Origin of the sequence: Intestinibacillus sp. Marseille-P6563, assembly GCF_900604335.1 — a bacterium.
Classification (GTDB): domain Bacteria; phylum Bacillota; class Clostridia; order Oscillospirales; family Butyricicoccaceae; genus Butyricicoccus_B.
Genome location: NZ_UWOD01000001.1, coordinates 610,600 through 629,206 on the forward strand (window position 1 = coordinate 610,600; position 18,607 = coordinate 629,206).

An 18,607-nucleotide genomic window follows, 5' to 3' on the forward strand; every position below is an offset into this window, starting at 1 on the left:
GCCACCGGGCCGGATGAAAAATAAAAAACCGAATAGTTACAATATAGCATCAATTTCTTTCGGGTACAAGTTTTGCACTTTATGTGTAACATATTTGTAAAATGCGTCGGATTTTTCACAAAAAAAGTGGCGAAATCGCCACTTTTCTTCAGGTATTTTTCAGTTATAGCATAGCCGCGCCAATCAGTCCGGCGTCGTTTCCAAGCACAGCCTGGACAATCTGCGTATTTTTTCCAATGCCGTGGAAACTGTCCCGCTCGACGATCTCACGCAGAGGCTGCAACAGCTTTTCCCCATAGCCGGCCACGCCGCCGCCGATAATCATCTTTTCCGGCTGCAGGATGTTGACCAGGCTGGTCAGACCGCTGGCCAGATATTTGCAATACTCATCAAACACTTCGGCAGCCAGTGCGTCGCCTTCATCCCGGGCATCGCAGACCATCTTCGCAGTCAGTTTGCCGTCGTTGGCCTGCATCTTTTCCCGCAACAGGCTTTCTCCGCCCTTTTCTAGAGCCATGGTCGCCAAACGAATCATCCCGGTTGCCGACGCATAGGCTTCCAAGCAGCCCTTGCGGCCGCAGTTGCACGGCAAGCCGTCCACCGCAACGACCATGTGGCCAATTTCGCCTGCAACATCGTTGCAGCCGCTGTATACCTTGCCATCGATGACAATACCGCCGCCGACACCGGTGCCCAGGGTGACCATGACAGCATTCTGACAGCCGGTCCCCGCGCCTGCAATGACTTCACCCAAAGCGGCACAATTGGCGTCATTGTCCAGCTTGACCGGGCACGCAAACTCAGGCGCGAATACCTGTGCAAAGCAAACGTTGTTCATGCCCAGATTGGTGCCAAACACCAACGTCGCGGTTTCCTTTTCAAAGGTACCCGGTACGCCGATGCCGATTTGGGTCACGGCATCAGGTGCGATCCCCTGCTCTTGACACAAGGCCAGCGCCAGGGTCTTCATATCTTCCTTCATTTGCTCCGGCTGCCCGGTGCGGGTGGGCAGGCCCTTTTTGCACAGCATCTTGCCATCTTCCTGGCACAGGCTGACCACAGTATTGGTGCCGCCCAAATCAATTCCAATGCGCATCTTTACACTTCTCCCTCTTGAAAGCTATTGATATCCAAACCACGGATTTTTTGAAAATACGCTGCCAGACGATCCCAATCGGTATTGAGAATCAGTTCTTCCGGAAAATCGATTTCCTCCAGCATCTGCATGGCATCCTGCACTTTGCCGACCATATACGAAATATGCGCATCGCTGGTCACCACGATGGGCACCCGGTACTTCATGCACAACTTGGCAATGCTGGTGCAGTTTTTGCGGCTTCCGCGGCGGATGGCCAAGGAATTATTATTGATCTCCACGATTTTCCCAAATTCATTGCACTGGGAAATGATGCGTTCCTGATCAAAGGCAAATTCTTCCGAGCCCAGATGGCCCAGCGTCGTGACGTATGGATTGCGCAGAATATTTTCCAGCGCCAAGGTGTGTACTTCAGGGCCAGCCGGCAGGAAGGCCTGCACATGGAACGAGGCGATCACATAATCCAAGTTTTTCAGATACCGCAATTCGATCGGGTCGATGCCGCCGTCCGGCGGAAGAATGTTGAGTTCCACACCGCGCAGGACTACCACATCGTCAATCTTTCGCGGCACAATGTTCAGATTGGCAAAATGCCACTGATGGGCGCCATCCTCCATCGCCGGACCGTGATTGGTGATTGCAATCGCACGGTGTCCGGCCCGTTTGGCCCCTTGGACCATTTCGGTCAGCGTACTGTGTGCATGATGCGACACATTGGTATGTGTGTGCAAATCTGCAATGATTTTCATATTCGTTCCTTTCCATCCATAAACATGGGCTGCGACACAACCGCCACAGCCCATACCATTTTGCTTTTAGCCGCCAAACGAGCGGAGCATACGTTCTTGCAGTTCCTTTGCTGCATTGTAACCCATCTTTTTGTAGCGGTTGTTCATCGCTGCAACTTCGATGATGACGGCCAGATTTCGGCCCGGCTTGACCGGGATGGTCAAAGACGGCACACGGATGTCCAAAATGCTGGTCGTCTGGCCTTCCAGGCCCAGGCGGTCATACTGCTTGCCTTCTTCCCAGTTTTCCAGGTTGATGACCATTTCGATCTTTTCGGTCAGCTTAACCGAGCCCACACCAAAGATGCGGCGCACATCAACGATACCGATGCCACGCAGCTCGATGAAATACCGAATGACATCCGGCGACGTACCAACCAGAGTCTTGTCCGACACGCGCTTGATCTCGACCGCATCGTCCGCGATCAGACGGTGGCCGCGCTTGACCAGCTCGATTGCCGTCTCCGACTTACCGACGCCCGAATCGCCCAGCAGCAGAACACCTTCACCGTAGATCTCAATGAGTACACCATGGAGCGTAATGCGCGGCGCGAGCGACACTTTCAGGGATGCCACGATGGCATTGATGATGGTCGACGTAAATTCATTGGTGCGCAGCAGCGGGACGCCATATTTCTTTGCCGCTTCCAAACACTCGGGGAAAATATCGATGTTGCGCGAGATAATCATGGCCGGGATACCGGCAGAAAACAGACGCTCAAAAATCTCGGTGCGCTTTTCCGGTTCAAAGCTTTCAACATAGGTGGTTTCCACCTTGCCCATGACCTGCAAACGGTTGGGGTCAAAAAAGTCAAAAAAGCCGGCAAGCTGCAAACCCGGGCGGCTCACGTCATCCTTGGTGATTTCTATTTTATCAAATCCGTCCGGCCCGTAGATCACTTCAAAATTAAATTCCTGGATCAGATCACCCAGGCAAACGCCAAACTCTTTTAGCTGCATTCTTAAAGCCCTCCCAGTATTTTGGAGAATCGTTATGGTTATTATAACGGATTTTTCTGTTTTTTTCAACGCTTCCCGCAGAAGCCGGGACATATTTTTTTCCTCTTTCAAATTATTTTGTCAAATAGGCTTGCATTCCGGATGACTTTGTGGTAATATAATATGCGTTACTCAATGCCTTGTAGATAAGGAGGTGCAGGAAAATGGCAAAGTGCGATATTTGCGGCAAGGGCGTTACCTTCGGTATTAAGGTTTCCCACTCCCACAGACGTTCCAACCGGACTTGGAAGCCGAATGTCCGTCGTGTAAAGGCTATTGTAGACGGTACTCCCCGCCATGTCAACGTATGTACTCGGTGCCTCCGCTCCGGCAAGGTTACCCGCGCTATCTAAGCGCCCGTACATTGACCAAAATGAACCGCTCTGTTTTCAGAGCGGTTTTTTTCATGCGCAAAAACCAACGGCCGTCCGCTTATGCGGACGGCCTTCTTTTGTTATGTCTGATAGGGATACGCATACGCAAATTTAAAGCCGTAGGTATTGACCGTAAAAAACGGCAGAAACACCCGCAAGAGTCCCTTCAGTTCCAGCATATGCGGCTGCTCCAAAAGAAACAGATATTTCTTTCCGTCCACGTAGGCCACCGGTTCCAGACCTTCGTGCACGATGTCCAGCGTACGGTGCTCCCGCCTGCAATACTCCATCAATTCATTGGTGAAATCTTCGCGCTTTAAAATAGGGTCCTGGGGCTCAAACCAAAACTCCGGGGTCGGCCAGATGTTTTTGGCTCTCGTCAGATAGTCATACGCAATGTTGATAAAGCGCTGTCCCAGGCTTTCCTGGCGGTCCATCTCTTGCAGGTATCCATCGACCGCCAGTCCTTCCAAACGCACAGGAGCCGATTGCAGCTCCCGGCAGATGCGGTCGATCTGTTTGAGATTCATCTGCTCTTGGCGCAACTCTTCCCGCCGCAAATCAATGCAATCGCGCAGGGTGATCTCCCCTTCCAGCGTCTGCTTGATGCAGGCCAGGGAGATCCCCAGACGGCGTAAAAATTTAATCTGTTTCAGGCGTTCCAAATCGTCAGGGCCATAGTCCCGATATGCACCACACCGCTTGGGATGGAGCAGACCTTCCTGCTCATAAAAGCGAATGTTCTTTTCGGTTATCCCGATCTGTTCTGCCACTTGTTTGATTCGCATCGTGATCACCTCTCTTCGTCTGTCATCATACACCTTCCACCAAGGGGAAAGTCAAGAGAATTTGAAAAATTTCTTCCGAAAAAAATAAAAAAACAGGACGAGCCTGGGCTCGTCCTGTTTTGCATTCCAGTGTTATTCCTGCACCATTTCAGCTGCCGAAGTCTGGTTCTCCAGATAGCGCTGATAGGTGGATGTGTCGCTCTTGCCAAAGCCAAGGGGCGAGAAGATGATATACGCCAATACCATGATGAGCAGCGTAACCGTTGCCCAGAACTTGCCGTGCTTCCACGGAGTCAGGTCAACCGCACCAGCATCCTTCAGAACGAAATCGGTCGGACGCGGGTTCTTCTTGACGATGACCCACATGAGCAGCATGTCAAAGATGAACAGTACAGCGGTGAAGTACAGATAGTGTACATCCTTCAGCCACGGAATCACATTACGCAGACCAAACTGGAGCGTAAAGTACAGCACAACGTGTACCGGGATAACGATCTTGGCCGCAATGGACGGAACCTTCTTCCAGAAGAAGCCGCACAGCAGGCAAACGAAGATCGGGGTATTGAACGCTGCAAACGCCGAGTTTACGAAGCTGGTGATACCGCCCATGTACAGCATGAACGGGCTCATGATGGTCGAAATAACTGCAACAACCGTACCGAAATTCTGACCGATCTTAACCATACGGGCATCGGATGCCGTGGGGTTAAACAGCGGACGGTGAATATCGAGTGCATAGATGGTCGATGCCGAGTTCAGAACCGAGTTGAACGAGGACAAGATCGCGCCAAACATAACGGCTGCGAAGAAGCCCAGTACCGGCTTAGGCATAACCTCTGCAACCAGCATCGGGTATGCGGAGTCGCCGCTGCCCCAGTCCTGGCCCGGGTAAGCCAGTGCGCAGATAACGCCCGGCACAACGATGATCAGCGGAGTCATGATCTTCAGGAAACCTGCGAATACCGCGCCCTTCTGTGCTTCCTTCAGGTTCTTTGCACCAAAGGCACGCTGGATGATCGACTGGTTGGTTGCCCAATAGTACATGTTGTTGACCAGCAGGCCGGTCAGCAGCAGCGGCCACGGCAGCCACGGCTCGGGCGAGTTGGCCTCGTTGATCGAGTTGAGGTAAGCCGGGTCGGTATGTAAGAACTTATCAAAGCCATCCAGGAAGCTGCCATCGCCGCCGAGCTGGCCGGACAGGAACATCAGGCCAAAGACCGGCACCAGCAGACCGCCGACAATCAGACCCAGACCATTGATGGAGTCCGACAGCGCGATTGCCTTCAGGCCGCCAAAGATCGCATAGATGGAACCTACGATTGCGGTTGCCACACAAACCAGCGCAATCGCAGCAAAATAAGAAATGTTCAAAAGCTTGTCAATGCCGAAAATGTTGACGAATACCTGTGCACCTGCGTACAGGATGTTCGGCAGCATGATGACAACATAGCTGAGCAGAACGATGATGGATACCAAACGACGGGTGCCTTCATCGTAACGCTCCCGGAAAAATTCCGGTACGGTCGTCAGACCGGTTTTCAAATACTTCGGCATCAGCACGAACGCCAGAATAACCAGCGCGATTGCTGAGGTTACTTCCCAGCCCATCGTACTCATACCAACACGAACGGCCTGGCCGTTGTTACCGACCAGCTGTTCTGCCGACAGGTTGGTCATCAGCAGCGAACCTGCAATGACCGGACCAGTCAGACCACGGCCAGCCAGATAGTAGCCGTCTTGCGTGTCCAAGTTATCACCGCGCGTTTTCCACCAAGAGATAATTGCAACAAGCGCCGTGAAGCCCACAAATGTGATCGCAGTAAAAGCAATAGAATTGAAAAACTGCATCATATTCTCCCTTTCTCTTTACGAACTTTCCCAGGCCTTGCCCCCCCTTTGGACAATACCTGTGCATGCATAGACAATTCTTTTATCTTGCGGTTCTGTGCTTTTTCACATCTCCCTTCTTCCTGAAAGCAAAAATTTTCGATTCGAATTTTGAATTGTCCAATCTTTGCATATAAATGATAACATCTTGGTCTTTTACTTTCAAATATATTTTCTATCATTTAGTATTTTTGTTTATTTGCACACATGTTGGGTTTCTTCTGTACGGACATTTCACATTTTTGTGATAAGATTCGCAAACTGACCGCGTTTTTTCACCGTATCTAAAGATGACTCCCCTTTTAATTACGAAGTATAGTTTTGTTTCCTTGCGGTTTTTACTGCATTTTCCATATTGTTTATAACAAAAACCCCCAGATAAAATCTGGGGGTTCTTTACCTTAAATTCGTGTCATAAACTGCATGGCGCTCTTGGCCATCAGTCGTTTGGTGCCCTTGGTATCGAAGGCGATTTCCAGCAATTCGTCGCCACCCATAGGCTTGACCGATAGCACCATACCCTCGCCAAAGGCCTTGTGCCGTACCCGATCGCCCGGTTTGAACGACGGCGCCGCACCCGCTGCCTGGGCTGCTTTTCGCTCAGCTGCCGCAGCCGTGCGATACGCCTGACTGACCGAAAAGGCTGCCCGCTTTTGATAGGTCCGCTCCTGTTCTTCCATCGCGTTGCGCTGGGCCTGCGCCCGCTCGGAAATATTGGAGTCAATCAAATCCTTCGGGATTTCTTCGAGAAAACGGGACGGTTTGGAATACTGAGTCCGGCCATAGAGCATGCGCCGCTCGGCACAGGTCAGATACAGCTGCTCCTTGGCGCGCGTCACGGCAACATAGCACAAGCGCCGTTCTTCCTCCAAAGTTTCATCATCTGCTTCGGCCCGCATCGACGGGAACAGACCATCCTCCATACCGCACAAAAATACATTGGGGAATTCCAAGCCCTTGGCCGAGTGCATGGTCATCAGCAGCACGGCGTCCTCGTTTTCGTCGGTGTGGTCGGCGTCGGTATACAGCGCCATCTCCTCCAGGAAACCAGCGAGCGACGGCTCTTCGGCCTTTTCCTGATATTCGACCAGGTTGGACTTGAGTTCCATAATATTTTCGGCCCGGCCGCGCGACTCCATATCGCCCTTGGCTTCCAGAGCGGCCAAATAGCCAGTCTGCTCGAGGAGTTCATCATACAATTCCGGCAAAGTCAAAAATTCTTGCTGCTGCCGGAGATTGTCGATCATCCGGCCGAATTTCTCCATCGCGCCCGCGCCGCGGGACAGCGCCGGGAACCGGCTGGCATTTCGGACGACTTCATGCAGTTCCAGTCCGTTGGCGGCTGCTTCCTGCTCGGCCAGTTCGACCGAACGGTCGCCAATCTTGCGCGCCGGTACGTTGATGATGCGCTTGAGCCGCAGAGTGTCCGACGGATTTTCAATGATCCAGAGATAGGCGAACATGTCACGAATCTCCGCGCGCGAGAAGAAGTCACGACCCTTATAAATCCGGTACGGGATGGAGTTGCGACGGAATGCGCCTTCGATGTTGTTGGAAAGCACGTTGTTGCGATACAGCACCGCGAAATCGCTCCACTTTTTGCCCTTTGACACACCTTCCACGATGCAGTCGGCAATATAAGCCGCTTCGCTTTCCTGCGTATCCGAACGGTGCAGACGGATTTTCGCGCCGCCCGCCTTTTCGGTCCACAGCTCTTTGCCCTTGCGGTACTGGTTGTGGCGGATGATCTCATTGGCCGCACACAAAATCGTATCGGTCGAACGGTAGTTCTGTTCCAGACGGATGGTGCGCGCGTTCTGGTACTGGTGTTCAAATTCCAAAATGTTAGCGATGGTTGCGCCGCGGAATTTATAGATACTCTGATCGTCGTCGCCTACGACACAGATGTTATGATGCCCACCAGCCAGCAGGCTGGTAAGCACATACTGCGCATGGTTGGTGTCCTGATATTCGTCGACTAGCACATAACGGAACTTGTCCTGATAATAGGACAGCACATCCTCATTCTGCCGCAGCAGCTGAACGGTCTTGAAAATGATATCGTCAAAGTCCAGCGCATTGGCATTTTTGAGCGCTTTTTGATAGAGCGTATAGATCTCAGCAATCTTGCCCTTATAGTAGTCATCCTTCACCTCGGCGGCATAGGCCTTGGGAGAAATCAGATTATCCTTGGCACGCGAAATGGTGTTCATGACCGCCCGCGCATCGAAAACCTTTTCGTCCAGCTTTAAGCTGCGCAGAATGTCTACCATCACTCGCTTTTTATCGTCCTCATCGTAGATGGTGAAGCTCTTATCATACCCGAGCCGCTCAATGTCGCGGCGGAGAATGCGCAAGCAGGCGGTGTGGAAGGTATACGCCCAAATCGCGTCCGCGTCCTGCTCCCCCACGGCTCGTACCAGACGTTCTTTCAGTTCACGCGCAGCCTTGTTGGTAAAGGTGATGGCAATCACTTCCCACGGCCGGGCCGGTTCCACGGCGCACAGCCATTCGGCGCGCTGTTCGCATTCGGGCTTGGGATCATTCAGATAATCCAGTAAGAAGCGCAAATCATCCGGTGTCGCGTTCGAGGGTGCATATTCACACTGTGCTCCCCGACCAAAGCGCAGGATGTTGATAATGCGCTGGATCAGCACGGTCGTCTTGCCGCTGCCTGCACCCGCCAAGATCAAAAGCGGTCCTTCGGTCTGTAAGACCGCTTCGCGCTGCATCTCATTGAGATGTGCAAATCGCTGCTCAATGATCGCCCGCCGGATGGAGGCATATTGTATATCGAATTTGGTTAGTTCCATGGTTTCATTCCTTTTTCTCGTTTTGCTCGCCAAAGCACCAATATAATAGAAGCGGTATCCAAACCGCTATGCGGCTATTATACCATAGCCGCACTTGCCGGCGCAAGTCTTGTAAAACAGATGTTCGATTTTATAATTCTTCCCGACGCATCACGAAATGGCTGCAAACGCATCCAACAAACAAACGGCAGGCCCGTTTTCTCCGGCCTGCCGTCTGACATGATTGAGTTGTTGGCTACGGTGTTACTCGCCTCGCTCTAAAAAAGTACGGCGAAACGCACTCGTCGGGACCGGCTTGCCATAATAATAGCCTTGCCCGTAATCGCACCCCATCGAGCGGATGAAGGCCTCATCCTCCTTTGTTTCAACGCCCTCTGTCACGGTTTCAATGCCTAATTTCTTTGCCATTTCAAAAATCAAAAGCATAACTTCATATTGCGAACTTCTCTGTTCCTTTTTCAAATCCATCAGGAACATACGATCCAATTTGATTTGGTCGATATGAAGTTTACCGAGGGTGTTGAGCGAAGAATACCCGGAACCAAAGTCATCCATCGACACCCGGAAACCCGCGTGACTCAGCTGCGCAATGGTATCATTCAATTCCTCGATATTTTCAAAAACCAGGCCTTCCAAAATCTCCAGGATGATATATCGAGGCGGTACCTGATAGCGCGCTGTCATCTCCTGGAGCTTCTCGACATAATCCTCGCTGACAAAGAGCGATCTCGTCTGATTGACCGAGATCTTTATAGGCGGATACCCTTTGTCCATCCAATTTCTTAAAATCTGGCATACTTTCTCCACCATATAGAGATCCAAATTCTTGCAGAATCCGTTCTGCTCAAACAATGGGATGAACTGATTGGGATAAAGCTGGCCGCGCTCTTTGGTCTGCCAGCGCACAAGAGCTTCTGCGCTATCGATTTGACCGGTATGCAGATTCATTTTCGGCTGCAGATAAACTTGATATTCCTCATCCTCCAAAGCCCGGTGCATATTGGCTTCAATGTATTGCCGCAGTTTCTCCTCCTCATGCATGGAATCATCATACATGCAGACATGAGAACCACCGTTCTGCTTGGCATGGGCCAATGCTACGACAAGGCCATTGAGTCCCGCCTGGGCGTTGGACAACTCAAGCGACATCACAGAAGAAACGGCGCCGCAGTAAATGGAAATTCGATAGCCGTCTAACAAATTCTCTGCCATTTTTTTGAGCTGCGATTGCAGTTGGTCCACCCGACGATTGATATCCTCTGCCTGATATTGTGAAACCAAAAGATAAAAACAATCGGTCGTGGGACGGCAGATAAATTCGCCTTCGCCCAGATTAGCTTCTAAAATCTCCTTAAACCTACAAAGAAGCTGATCGGCTCTCTGGGTCCCATAGGTATCATTGATGTACTTAAAATTGCAGATATTAAAGGCAATGATTGCCCCCGGCACATGCTGCTCCATTTTTTGTTCGAGCAGCTTACAAAAATACGTGCGATTGTATGCACCGGTCATTTCATCATAGATGGAAAGCTGCAATATTTTATTTTCATTGACCAGGGTCTTATACGCCATCTTTCTGTGGTAATTGTAAAACGCAAATGCACCAATCAGCAAAATGAGACTGATGGCAACCACAAGAATGGCCGCCCGATTTACCCGAATCCATTCTTTGAGTGTATACTGTATGTTGTCCAAAAGATAGGTAGATAAGCGGGCCTGTGTATCCTGGTCACTGATGGAACTGGAAAACTGATTCAAAAGCGAAAGCATGGTATCCGCACCGGGCAGGGCATCTGTCACCGCAACCGCATAAGAAAATTCTTTCGCGCTCGCCCAGTCGGTCACCACATCATCATAAATGACCCGTTTCCGAAGATAATAGTTCAAGGAATAACGATCCATCCAGATGCTGCAGTCGTCATCCGATAGTACATGCTCCAAGGCCTCTTCTGTGTTCATATCCAATGCCAGGGTATGCCCTTCCTTTGGATCATGTTCGATCGAATACGTGCGAATGGCATAACTATGGAAGTATGGAAGAGATAGCCGAATGCCGTTCTCGTAGGATAGCGCAGAATCGGTTGCAATGCACGCGATCAAATCCACTTTCTGCTCGTTAACCAGTTCGACCGCATCCTCCAGGTCATCCTCGATTATGGCTTCGTATTGCAAGTCGATGCTCTTCGCAAAGTCATCAAAATACTCTACGGCAAATCCCTGCAGATGGTTATTTTTTATGTACTGAAACGGTGCATTTCCGGTAAAAAACAACACACGGACCGTTCCCAGCGACTGAATATATTCCAATTCCTCTTCCGAAGCTCGAAAAATGTCGGAGTCCAGAAAATAGCGTTCATACAGTTCGTGCTCCAGATTGCCATAAGAAGCCGACACGATTTCCAGCGCAGAATTCAGCTCCGGAAGCAAATCCTGCCGCGTCGGAGACAACGCAAAATAGTAGGGCGTCGGCGAAAAATACCCGATACTTCTCAACCCATCCGGCAGCGAAATATCGACCTGCAGCGTCGCGTCCGCTCGTCCACTCCTGACCGCTTCCATCACTTCTTGGTGTGTTTGGCAATCGACCACTTCGTAGGTAAAACCATTGACCTGTGCATACTGTTCAAAAAGCTCCATCCGCGCCGCCATTCCCGGATAGGTTGCAACGGTTATCCCATCCCAGGCATTGAAGTTGTCCGCAATATAACGGGAATCGTCTGGCACTGCCAAAACCGTATAAGTCGACCCATAACTGTGACTGGGATAAAGATATTTCTTTTCCAAGTCATCATTGCGGTTCATGGTGCCCATCATATCGATTTCACCATTTTCCAGCTGCGTCAACAGGGTGGATAATTGCTGATTCACATCCCCTTCCGCCTGGACATACTCGATCTCCCAATCGGTAAACAAGACAAGCTGATTGAGATAATCCACCATATATCCCGCATATTCCCCATTTTCATCGATATACGAAATATCGCCCTGAATCGGCAACCCCACGCGCACAACCGAATCCGAAGATTCTTTCGCCTCGGCGGCAACCAAATTACAGAGCAACACGATACCGACTGCCAGCATCGCCAGCATTTTTAAACATTTCATAGGCCACATCTCTCGATCTCTTTTTTTAAGAATTGTCACCCAGTTCAAAACAACAAAAAAACATAGCTGCAAATACCATTTATACTGTTAGGAACAAGCCAGAGAAGCCGAGCATGGGCACAACCGATTCGCAGTCTTGCAGACGTAGACTCATCTCGCTGTATTGTCCAAAACAAAAGGATTTTCGCTATGTTCTAAGAAAGATGTTTTGATTTTCAGCTATAAAGCTGTCCATCTATGTTTCTATAATTTTACTACATTTGAAATTCCATGTCAAGCATGCGCACGGTACCCAGGATGGAAAAGCTGCCATGCTTTATCCAACATATGGAATATCAAAATACGGACAAAAAAGCGAATGCAATCTGCATTCGCTTTTCTATGGCAAGAGCTGTTCCCGCATCCGCTCAACCGCCCTCCGTTCCAGCCGAGACACCTGCACCTGGGATACACCTAGAATCCGTGCGCATTGCTGCTGGGTCAAGCACCGTCCATACCGTAACGCAATCACCCGTGCTTCCCGTTCTGGAAGTGCGGCCATAGCTTCCCGCAACGCGAGCTTTGTGGTCACCTGTTCTTCGATGCCGTCATCGCCCAGCAATTCCCCAAGTGCGGAACCATCTTCCCCGACTTCGCGTTGCAGTGAATCGGCCGACTGAGTCGCCTGTTCGCACATGGCCACCTCTTCCACCGAAACCCCAGCCGCTTCGGCCAACTCAGATACCGTGACTTCTCGCCCCAGTTCGGTTTCCATCCGGCTTTGCAGTTGCCGCAGACGCACCGCTTGTTCCTTGACTGAACGGCTGACCTTGACCGTACCGTCATCACGCAGAAAGCGCCGGATTTCCCCCGCGATCTTAGGCACGGCATAGGTAGAAAATTGAGTCCCGTAGTCGCCATCAAATCCGCGGACTGCCTTGAGGAACCCCAAACAGGCAAGCTGGTATAGATCGTCCTGTTCAACACCTCGTCCGACATACCGCCGCACAATCGACCAAATCAGGCCATTGTTGTGCTCCACCAGCGCGGCGTCCGCTTCCTTGTCCCCCGCCTGGGCCCGCCGGATGAGCTCTAAATTGTCGGTCACTGCCCCTCCTCCGTCCGGCGGCCATGGATGGTCTTAACCAGCGTGACAATCGTCCCCTTGCCCACGGTCGAACGCACCCGCAGTTTATCGGTAAAACTCTCCATAATGGTAAAGCCCATGCCCGAGCGCTGCTCATCCCCTGTGGTGAACATGGGCTGGCGGGCCTGCTCGATGTCCGGAATGCCGCAGCCTGCATCTTTGACCTTGATCTCCGCCGATCGATTTTCAAACAGGCGAACCGAAACGGTTATGTAGCCCAGCCGGTCACGGTAACCGTGCACGATGGCATTGGTGACCGCTTCGGACACCACGGTCTTGATGTCGCCCAATTCCTCCATGGTAGGGTCGAGCTGGGCGATAAAGGCCGCAACTGTCTGCCGGGCAAAGCCTTCATTGACCGACCGGCTTTCCAGTTTGATGGACATTTTATTGATTACGTTCAACATTGTTTTTCCCCTTTCTCGTCCACGAACGTCATCCGGTGCGGCAGCCCGGCAGCCCGGAACACCCGCATGGCCTGCGGTGGTGTCCCGCGGATAACCAAGCTGCGTCCGGTGCGCGCCAGGGCGCGATGCAGGTTCATCGCCACCGCCAGCCCGGAGGAATCCATGAACGTCAAGCCCGATAGGTCGAGCACCACTGGCTCGACCGGATAAAGCACCACGATATTTTCCAGATAATCTAAAATGCGCCGCGCTTCGTGATGCCCCATCTCGTCCTGGATATGCACCACGATGCTATCGCCCACCCGCTCGTGTGTGATCTGCATATTCTCACCTCATTTTTAGATACAAAAAGAGCCTGCAACCAAAGTTACAGGCTCATTTTACAATAACTTACATTCTGTTTTTGCCGCATCCTGTCAGGATGCAAAAAATTTCTCGGCTTCGCCCACCAGGTACAGCGACCCGCAAATCAAAATCGTATCGGTTGGCTGCGCGGCTGCCAGGACAGCCCGCAGGGCATCTGCCGCATGGACAAAGGTGCCCTGCACCTTTGCCGCGGGCAGCAGCGTGGCCAATTCGGCCGCCGGCAGCGCCCGCTCGCTGTCTGGCTGGGTGGCAAAGACCGCATCCCCCACATCGGCCAAAATACTGGCACATGCCTTTACATCTTTATCGGCCACCATGCCGATTACCAGCAGCAGACGGCCATCAAATGGCAAGGCATCCACCGTAGAGCGAATCGCCTTTACACCCCCGATATTATGGCCACCATCCACTAAAATATGTGGATTTTTGCGTAAAATCTGCATACGTCCCGGTAGAAAGGCATGAGCCAAACCGACGGCAACCACCTCGGACGGCAGCGTCCATCCCCGGCTGCGCAGCGCGTCGATGGCCTGCAAAGCGGTGCAGGCGTTCTGCACCTGATGCGGCCCGATGAGCGGTACATCATAGGGTTTCCCCTGCCAACAGAAGTGGACCCCCGTCCAATCATACCGAATCGACTCGGCCGGACCGGGCACCTGTACGTCCGGCCGCACCGACCGGATGACCGTCATCGCATCCTCCGGTTGTCCCGACGCACAGACGGCCGCACTGCCCGGCTTGAAGATGCCGGCTTTGGTGCGGGCAATCTCACCGGTCGTGCGTCCCAAGACTGCTGTGTGGTCGAGGGAGATTGATGTCAGTACCGCGACCTCAGGCGGGTCGATCACATTGGTCGCATCGAACGAACCGCCCAGCCCGGTTTCCAGCACCACGATGTCGCAGCCCTGCTCGGCAAAGTACAGAAACCCCAGCGCGGTGACAAATTCAAACTCGCCGATGCACTCGCCTGCGGGTAAGGTCAACGTGCGTTCGGCCTGCTCGACCCGATCAGCCAGACGCTGCAAATCGGCGTCCGAAACCATCTGTCCATTTATCTGGATACGTTCGTGGAAGGTCACGAGAAAAGGCGACGTAAACAGTCCGGTGCGATACCCGGCCTGCTGCAACACAGCCGCCAGCATCGCCGCTGTACTGCCCTTGCCATTGGTGCCCGCGAGGTGGACAAACTTGAGTCCCTTTTGTGGATTCCCCAAGGCGGCGCACAGGGCACGGATGCGGTGCAGACCTGGCTTGCCCGAAAAGCGGCCATGGGCATGGATTCGGTCGATGACGGTCATACGCGCACCAGCCGCCCTTCCCACCAGTCCTGCGGGTCGCCATTCTCATTGAGAACGCCCTGCATTTTGTATTCGCTCTCACTGACCTGCATCATCATTTCGCTGCCGCTGTGCACGCCATCTGCTGCCATGTATGCCGACGTGATGATGCCCGGTAAGACGGTAAACCGGCCTTCGAGCGTCCCCAGAGCCGGATTGACCGACGTCCAGCGCAGTTCGGCCGGGTTGTCGGTCAGCGAGATCGTGTAGGTGTTCTCAAACCGCGCCGGCGGCGTGAGCGCCACATCCAGAAAGCCGGTCAGCGTCCAAGTGTCGGACGTACGCGACAGCGTCGTTTCCCCCGTCAGCGGCACCGTTTGGCCGTCCTTGGTATGGTAGACCCCTTCGGCGCGCCAACGCGCTGATTGGAATAAATAGGTGTGTTCCATGGTTTCCTCCTACTTGATCGCTCAATCGGTCGAATCGCAGAAGAATTCCATCTTCCCGCAATTCTTGCAGACATAAATCTGCACGGTCAAAGAACCGGCAAACAGGTTGGGCAGACTGCCCAGCAAAAAGCCGGTTTGACCGAGCTGCAATTTTTCGGTCCCCATATAGTGCAGCAGGGCCTGGCAACGTAAACATTTCATCTTCATGCCTCCTTTTATGACACGAAAGGGGAAGAACGCGAGTCCTTCCCCTTTTCTATCTTAGCCTTGCGGCAGTGCAGCCAGGCTGGCGTCGAGTTTGTCCATCAGTTCCTGATACTTGGCTGCCTTTTCGCGCTCCTGCGCGATGACAGCTTCGGGCGCCTTATTGACAAAGCCCGGATTGTTCAGTTTCTTCATGACAAAGTCGATATCCTTCTGTACCTTGGCCTTTTCCTTGGTCAGGCGAGCACGTTCCTTTTCAAAGTCTACCAGTTCGCCCATGGGCATGTAGACCTGCGCACCCTTGGTGACTACGGAAACCATGGAATCCACATTTGCCGGCGTTGCATCGACAAATTCGATGTCGGACGCATAGGCCAGCTTGGCAAAGAACAGCGAACCAGCCTCATACGCCGCACGGTCGTCGGTCAACAGGATGACCTGTGCCTTCTTGGACGGCGGCACGTTCATCTCGGCACGGCGGGCACGGATAGCGCGGATAGTGTCCATCATAGTTTCTACCTGATCGGCCTCGGTAGCAAAGTGCAGCTTTTCATCATACTCCGGCCACTTGGATACCATGACCGATTCGCCCTCATGCGGCAGCGCCTGCCAGATGGTTTCGGTGATGAACGGCATGAACGGATGCAGCAGCTGCATGGTGTGCGACAGGACATAGCACAGCACCTTCTGGGCGCTCTCGTTGGACGCCTTGTCGTCCTTGTTTTGCAGACGCGGCTTGACAATCTCGATATACCAATCGCAGAAGTTATCCCAGATAAAGTCATACAGCTTCTGGACCGCCAGACCGAGTTCGTACTTATCGATGTTCTCGGTGACAGCAGCAACCAGGTCGTTGTACTTGGACAGAATCCACTTGTCCTCAAGCGCCAGGTTTTCGGGCAGCTCGGCCTTGTCGATGGTCAGGTTCATCTGGATGAAGCGGGACGCATTCCAGATCTTGTTGGCAAAATTGCGGCTGGACTCCACCTTCTCGGTCGAGAAGCGCATATCGTTGCCGGGTGAGTTGCCGGTGACCAGCGTAAAGCGCAGCGCGTCGGCGCCGTACTGGTCGATAATCTCCAGCGGGTCGATGCCATTGCCAAGAGACTTGCTCATCTTGCGGCCCTGCGCGTCGCGCACCAGACCATGGATATACACGGTCTTGAACGGTTCCTCATGCATCTGCTCCAGGCCGGAGAAGATCATGCGGGCAACCCAGAAGAAGATGATGTCATAGCCGGTGACCAGCACGCTGGTGGGATAGAAATAGTCGAGTTCCGGGGTCTTGTCCGGCCAGCCGAGCGTAGAGAACGGCCACAGCGCCGACGAGAACCAGGTATCGAGTACGTCCTCTTCCTGACGCATATGAGTACCGCCGCACTTGGGGCAGACGGTCACATCGGTGCGCGATACGGTCATTTCGCCGCAGTCGTCGCAATAGTACGCCGGGATCCGATGGCCCCACCACAGCTGACGGGAGATGCACCAGTCGTGTACATTCTCCATCCAGCGCAGATAGGTCTTGGAGAAGCGCTCGGGCACAAACTTGACCCGGCCGTCCTTGACGACTTCCATTGCGGGCTTTGCCAGCGGCGCCATCTTGACGAACCACTGCGCCGAGGTCATCGGCTCTACGGTCGTACCGCAGCGGTAGCAGGTGCCGACGTTGTGCTCGTGGTCCTCAGTCTTGACCAGATAGCCGCCCTCTTCGAGGTCCTGGATGACCGCCTTGCGGCACTCGTAACGGTCCATGCCCTGGTACTTGCCGCCGTTCTCGTTGACAGTCGCATCCTCGTTGAATACGAGAATCTGCTCGAGGTTATGACGCTGACCCATCTCGAAGTCGTTCGGGTCGTGGCACGGGGTGACCTTCACACAACCGGTACCGAATTCCATGTCGACGTATTCATCGCCGAAGATCGGGATTTCGCGGTTCATGATCGGCAGGATGCAGGTCTTGCCAATCAAGTGCTTGTAGCGCTCGTCGTTCGGGTTGACAGCCACACCGGTATCGCCCATAAAGGTTTCCGGACGGGTGGTCGCAACGACCAGTTCGCCCGAACCGTCTGCCAGCGGGTAGCGGATGTGCCACAGCTTGCCCGGCTGGGTTTCATATTCGACCTCAGCATCCGACAGCGCGGTCGCACAGTGCGGGCACCAGTTGATGATGCGATGGCCCTTGTAAATGAGGCCCTTTTCATACAGGTTTACAAAGACTTCCTTGACCGCCTTGGAGCAGCCTTCGTCCATGGTGAAACGCTCACGGCGCCAGTCGCACGACGAGCCCAGCTTCTTGAGCTGCTCGATGATGCGGCTGCCGTACTGGTGCTTCCAGTCCCACACGCGCTCGAGGAACTTCTCACGGCCCAGGTCGTAGCGGGTCAGGCCCTCTTCCTTGCGCAGGTTTTCCTCGACCTTGATCTGGGTCGCAATGCCTGCGTGGTCGGTGCCCGGCATCCACAGCGCCGAATAGCCCTGCATGCGCTTGAAACGGATCAGGATGTCCTGCAAGGTTTCGTCAAAGGCATGGCCCATGTGCAGCTGGCCGGTAACATTCGGGGGCGGGATAACAATGGTAAACGGTTTCTTGGTTTCATCGACCTCTGCGCCGAAGAAGCCGCTGTCGTTCCAGAACTTGTACAGCTTTTCTTCGACCGCAGACGGGTCATACGTCTTTGGCAGTTCGCTCATAAACGCAATACGCTCCTTTATCGAAAATTTGGTTTGACTGAAATGAAAAAAGCCTTCGTCCCAAAACTTTAGGACGAAGGCTTTTGCTTCCGTGGTACCACCTAAATTCGCAGGAAAGTCCCTGCGCACTTGGCGCCCCTAACGCGGGCGGTAACGGGTACGCTTACCTAATGTTCAGCGCACCGGCTCCAAAGCTACCTTCTCCCCAGCCGAACGAAGGCTCACACCAACCGCCTT

15 protein-coding genes and 1 other annotated feature (1 of these 16 cut by a window edge) are annotated in these 18,607 nt (G+C 53.0%); of the genes, 1 reads left to right on the forward strand and 14 read right to left on the reverse strand.

Annotated elements, in window-relative coordinates; genetic code table 11:
• Positions 1–163: 163 nt before the first annotated feature.
• The 3 genes from EFB11_RS03245 to hprK form a co-directional block, all read right to left on the reverse strand.
• Positions 164–1,096, reverse strand: coding sequence for an ROK family protein (locus tag EFB11_RS03245; RefSeq protein ID WP_122788905.1), 933 nt, complete (start codon positions 1,094–1,096; stop codon positions 164–166).
• A 2-nt stretch (positions 1,097–1,098) separates the two neighbouring features.
• The gene (locus EFB11_RS03250; RefSeq protein WP_122788906.1) at positions 1,099–1,845 is read right to left on the reverse strand and encodes a phosphatase; all 747 of its coding nucleotides are present in this window, start codon (positions 1,843–1,845) and stop codon (positions 1,099–1,101) included.
• A gap of 66 nt (positions 1,846–1,911) precedes the next feature.
• Complete coding sequence (gene hprK / locus EFB11_RS03255; RefSeq protein WP_122788907.1) at positions 1,912–2,844, reverse strand: HPr(Ser) kinase/phosphatase; 933 nt, start codon at positions 2,842–2,844, stop codon at positions 1,912–1,914.
• Between the two features lie 203 nt (positions 2,845–3,047).
• Here hprK and rpmB point away from each other — a divergent pair, with 203 nt between their 5' ends.
• Positions 3,048–3,236, forward strand: a complete 189-nt coding sequence (gene rpmB / locus EFB11_RS03260; protein WP_122788908.1) for a 50S ribosomal protein L28 — start codon at positions 3,048–3,050, stop codon at positions 3,234–3,236.
• A gap of 101 nt (positions 3,237–3,337) precedes the next feature.
• Here rpmB and EFB11_RS03265 read toward each other — a convergent pair whose 3' ends face one another.
• The 11 genes from EFB11_RS03265 to EFB11_RS03315 all read right to left on the reverse strand — a co-directional run bounded on the left by EFB11_RS03265 (position 3,338) and on the right by EFB11_RS03315 (position 18,370).
• Complete coding sequence (locus EFB11_RS03265; RefSeq protein WP_122788909.1) at positions 3,338–4,045, reverse strand: MerR family transcriptional regulator; 708 nt, start codon at positions 4,043–4,045, stop codon at positions 3,338–3,340.
• A gap of 132 nt (positions 4,046–4,177) precedes the next feature.
• Positions 4,178–5,896 (reverse strand): solute:sodium symporter family transporter, encoded by a 1,719-nt coding sequence (locus EFB11_RS03270; protein WP_243115152.1) that lies wholly within the window; start codon positions 5,894–5,896, stop codon positions 4,178–4,180.
• Positions 5,897–6,333: 437 nt separating this feature from the next.
• Positions 6,334–8,745 (reverse strand): ATP-dependent helicase, encoded by a 2,412-nt coding sequence (locus EFB11_RS03275; RefSeq protein ID WP_122788910.1) that lies wholly within the window; start codon positions 8,743–8,745, stop codon positions 6,334–6,336.
• 243 nt (positions 8,746–8,988) lie between these two features.
• Complete coding sequence (locus tag EFB11_RS03280) at positions 8,989–11,850, reverse strand: EAL domain-containing protein (protein WP_164706583.1); 2,862 nt, start codon at positions 11,848–11,850, stop codon at positions 8,989–8,991.
• 379 nt (positions 11,851–12,229) lie between these two features.
• Entirely contained in the window at positions 12,230–12,937 is a 708-nt protein-coding gene (locus EFB11_RS03285) for a sigma-70 family RNA polymerase sigma factor (protein ID WP_122788912.1), read from the reverse strand.
• Complete coding sequence (gene spoIIAB / locus EFB11_RS03290; protein WP_442906812.1) at positions 12,934–13,383, reverse strand: anti-sigma F factor; 450 nt, start codon at positions 13,381–13,383, stop codon at positions 12,934–12,936. Before spoIIAB ends, EFB11_RS03285 begins: the two co-directional genes overlap by 4 nt.
• The gene (locus EFB11_RS03295) at positions 13,377–13,706 is read right to left on the reverse strand and encodes an STAS domain-containing protein (RefSeq protein WP_122788913.1); all 330 of its coding nucleotides are present in this window, start codon (positions 13,704–13,706) and stop codon (positions 13,377–13,379) included. The genes spoIIAB and EFB11_RS03295 overlap by 7 nt, the downstream gene beginning before the upstream one ends.
• Positions 13,707–13,799: 93 nt before the next feature.
• Positions 13,800–15,047 (reverse strand): bifunctional folylpolyglutamate synthase/dihydrofolate synthase, encoded by a 1,248-nt coding sequence (locus tag EFB11_RS03300; RefSeq protein ID WP_122788914.1) that lies wholly within the window; start codon positions 15,045–15,047, stop codon positions 13,800–13,802.
• Positions 15,044–15,475 carry a hypothetical protein gene (locus EFB11_RS03305; RefSeq protein ID WP_122788915.1) on the reverse strand — a complete coding sequence of 144 codons (432 nt, stop codon included), beginning with the start codon at positions 15,473–15,475 and terminating at the stop codon, positions 15,044–15,046. Before EFB11_RS03305 ends, EFB11_RS03300 begins: the two co-directional genes overlap by 4 nt.
• A gap of 21 nt (positions 15,476–15,496) precedes the next feature.
• Positions 15,497–15,676, reverse strand: coding sequence for a hypothetical protein (locus tag EFB11_RS03310; protein ID WP_122788916.1), 180 nt, complete (start codon positions 15,674–15,676; stop codon positions 15,497–15,499).
• 60 nt (positions 15,677–15,736) lie between these two features.
• Complete coding sequence (locus tag EFB11_RS03315) at positions 15,737–18,370, reverse strand: valine--tRNA ligase (RefSeq protein WP_122788917.1); 2,634 nt, start codon at positions 18,368–18,370, stop codon at positions 15,737–15,739.
• 66 nt (positions 18,371–18,436) lie between these two features.
• Positions 18,437–18,607, reverse strand: a binding site (T-box leader) (it continues 49 nt past the right edge of the window).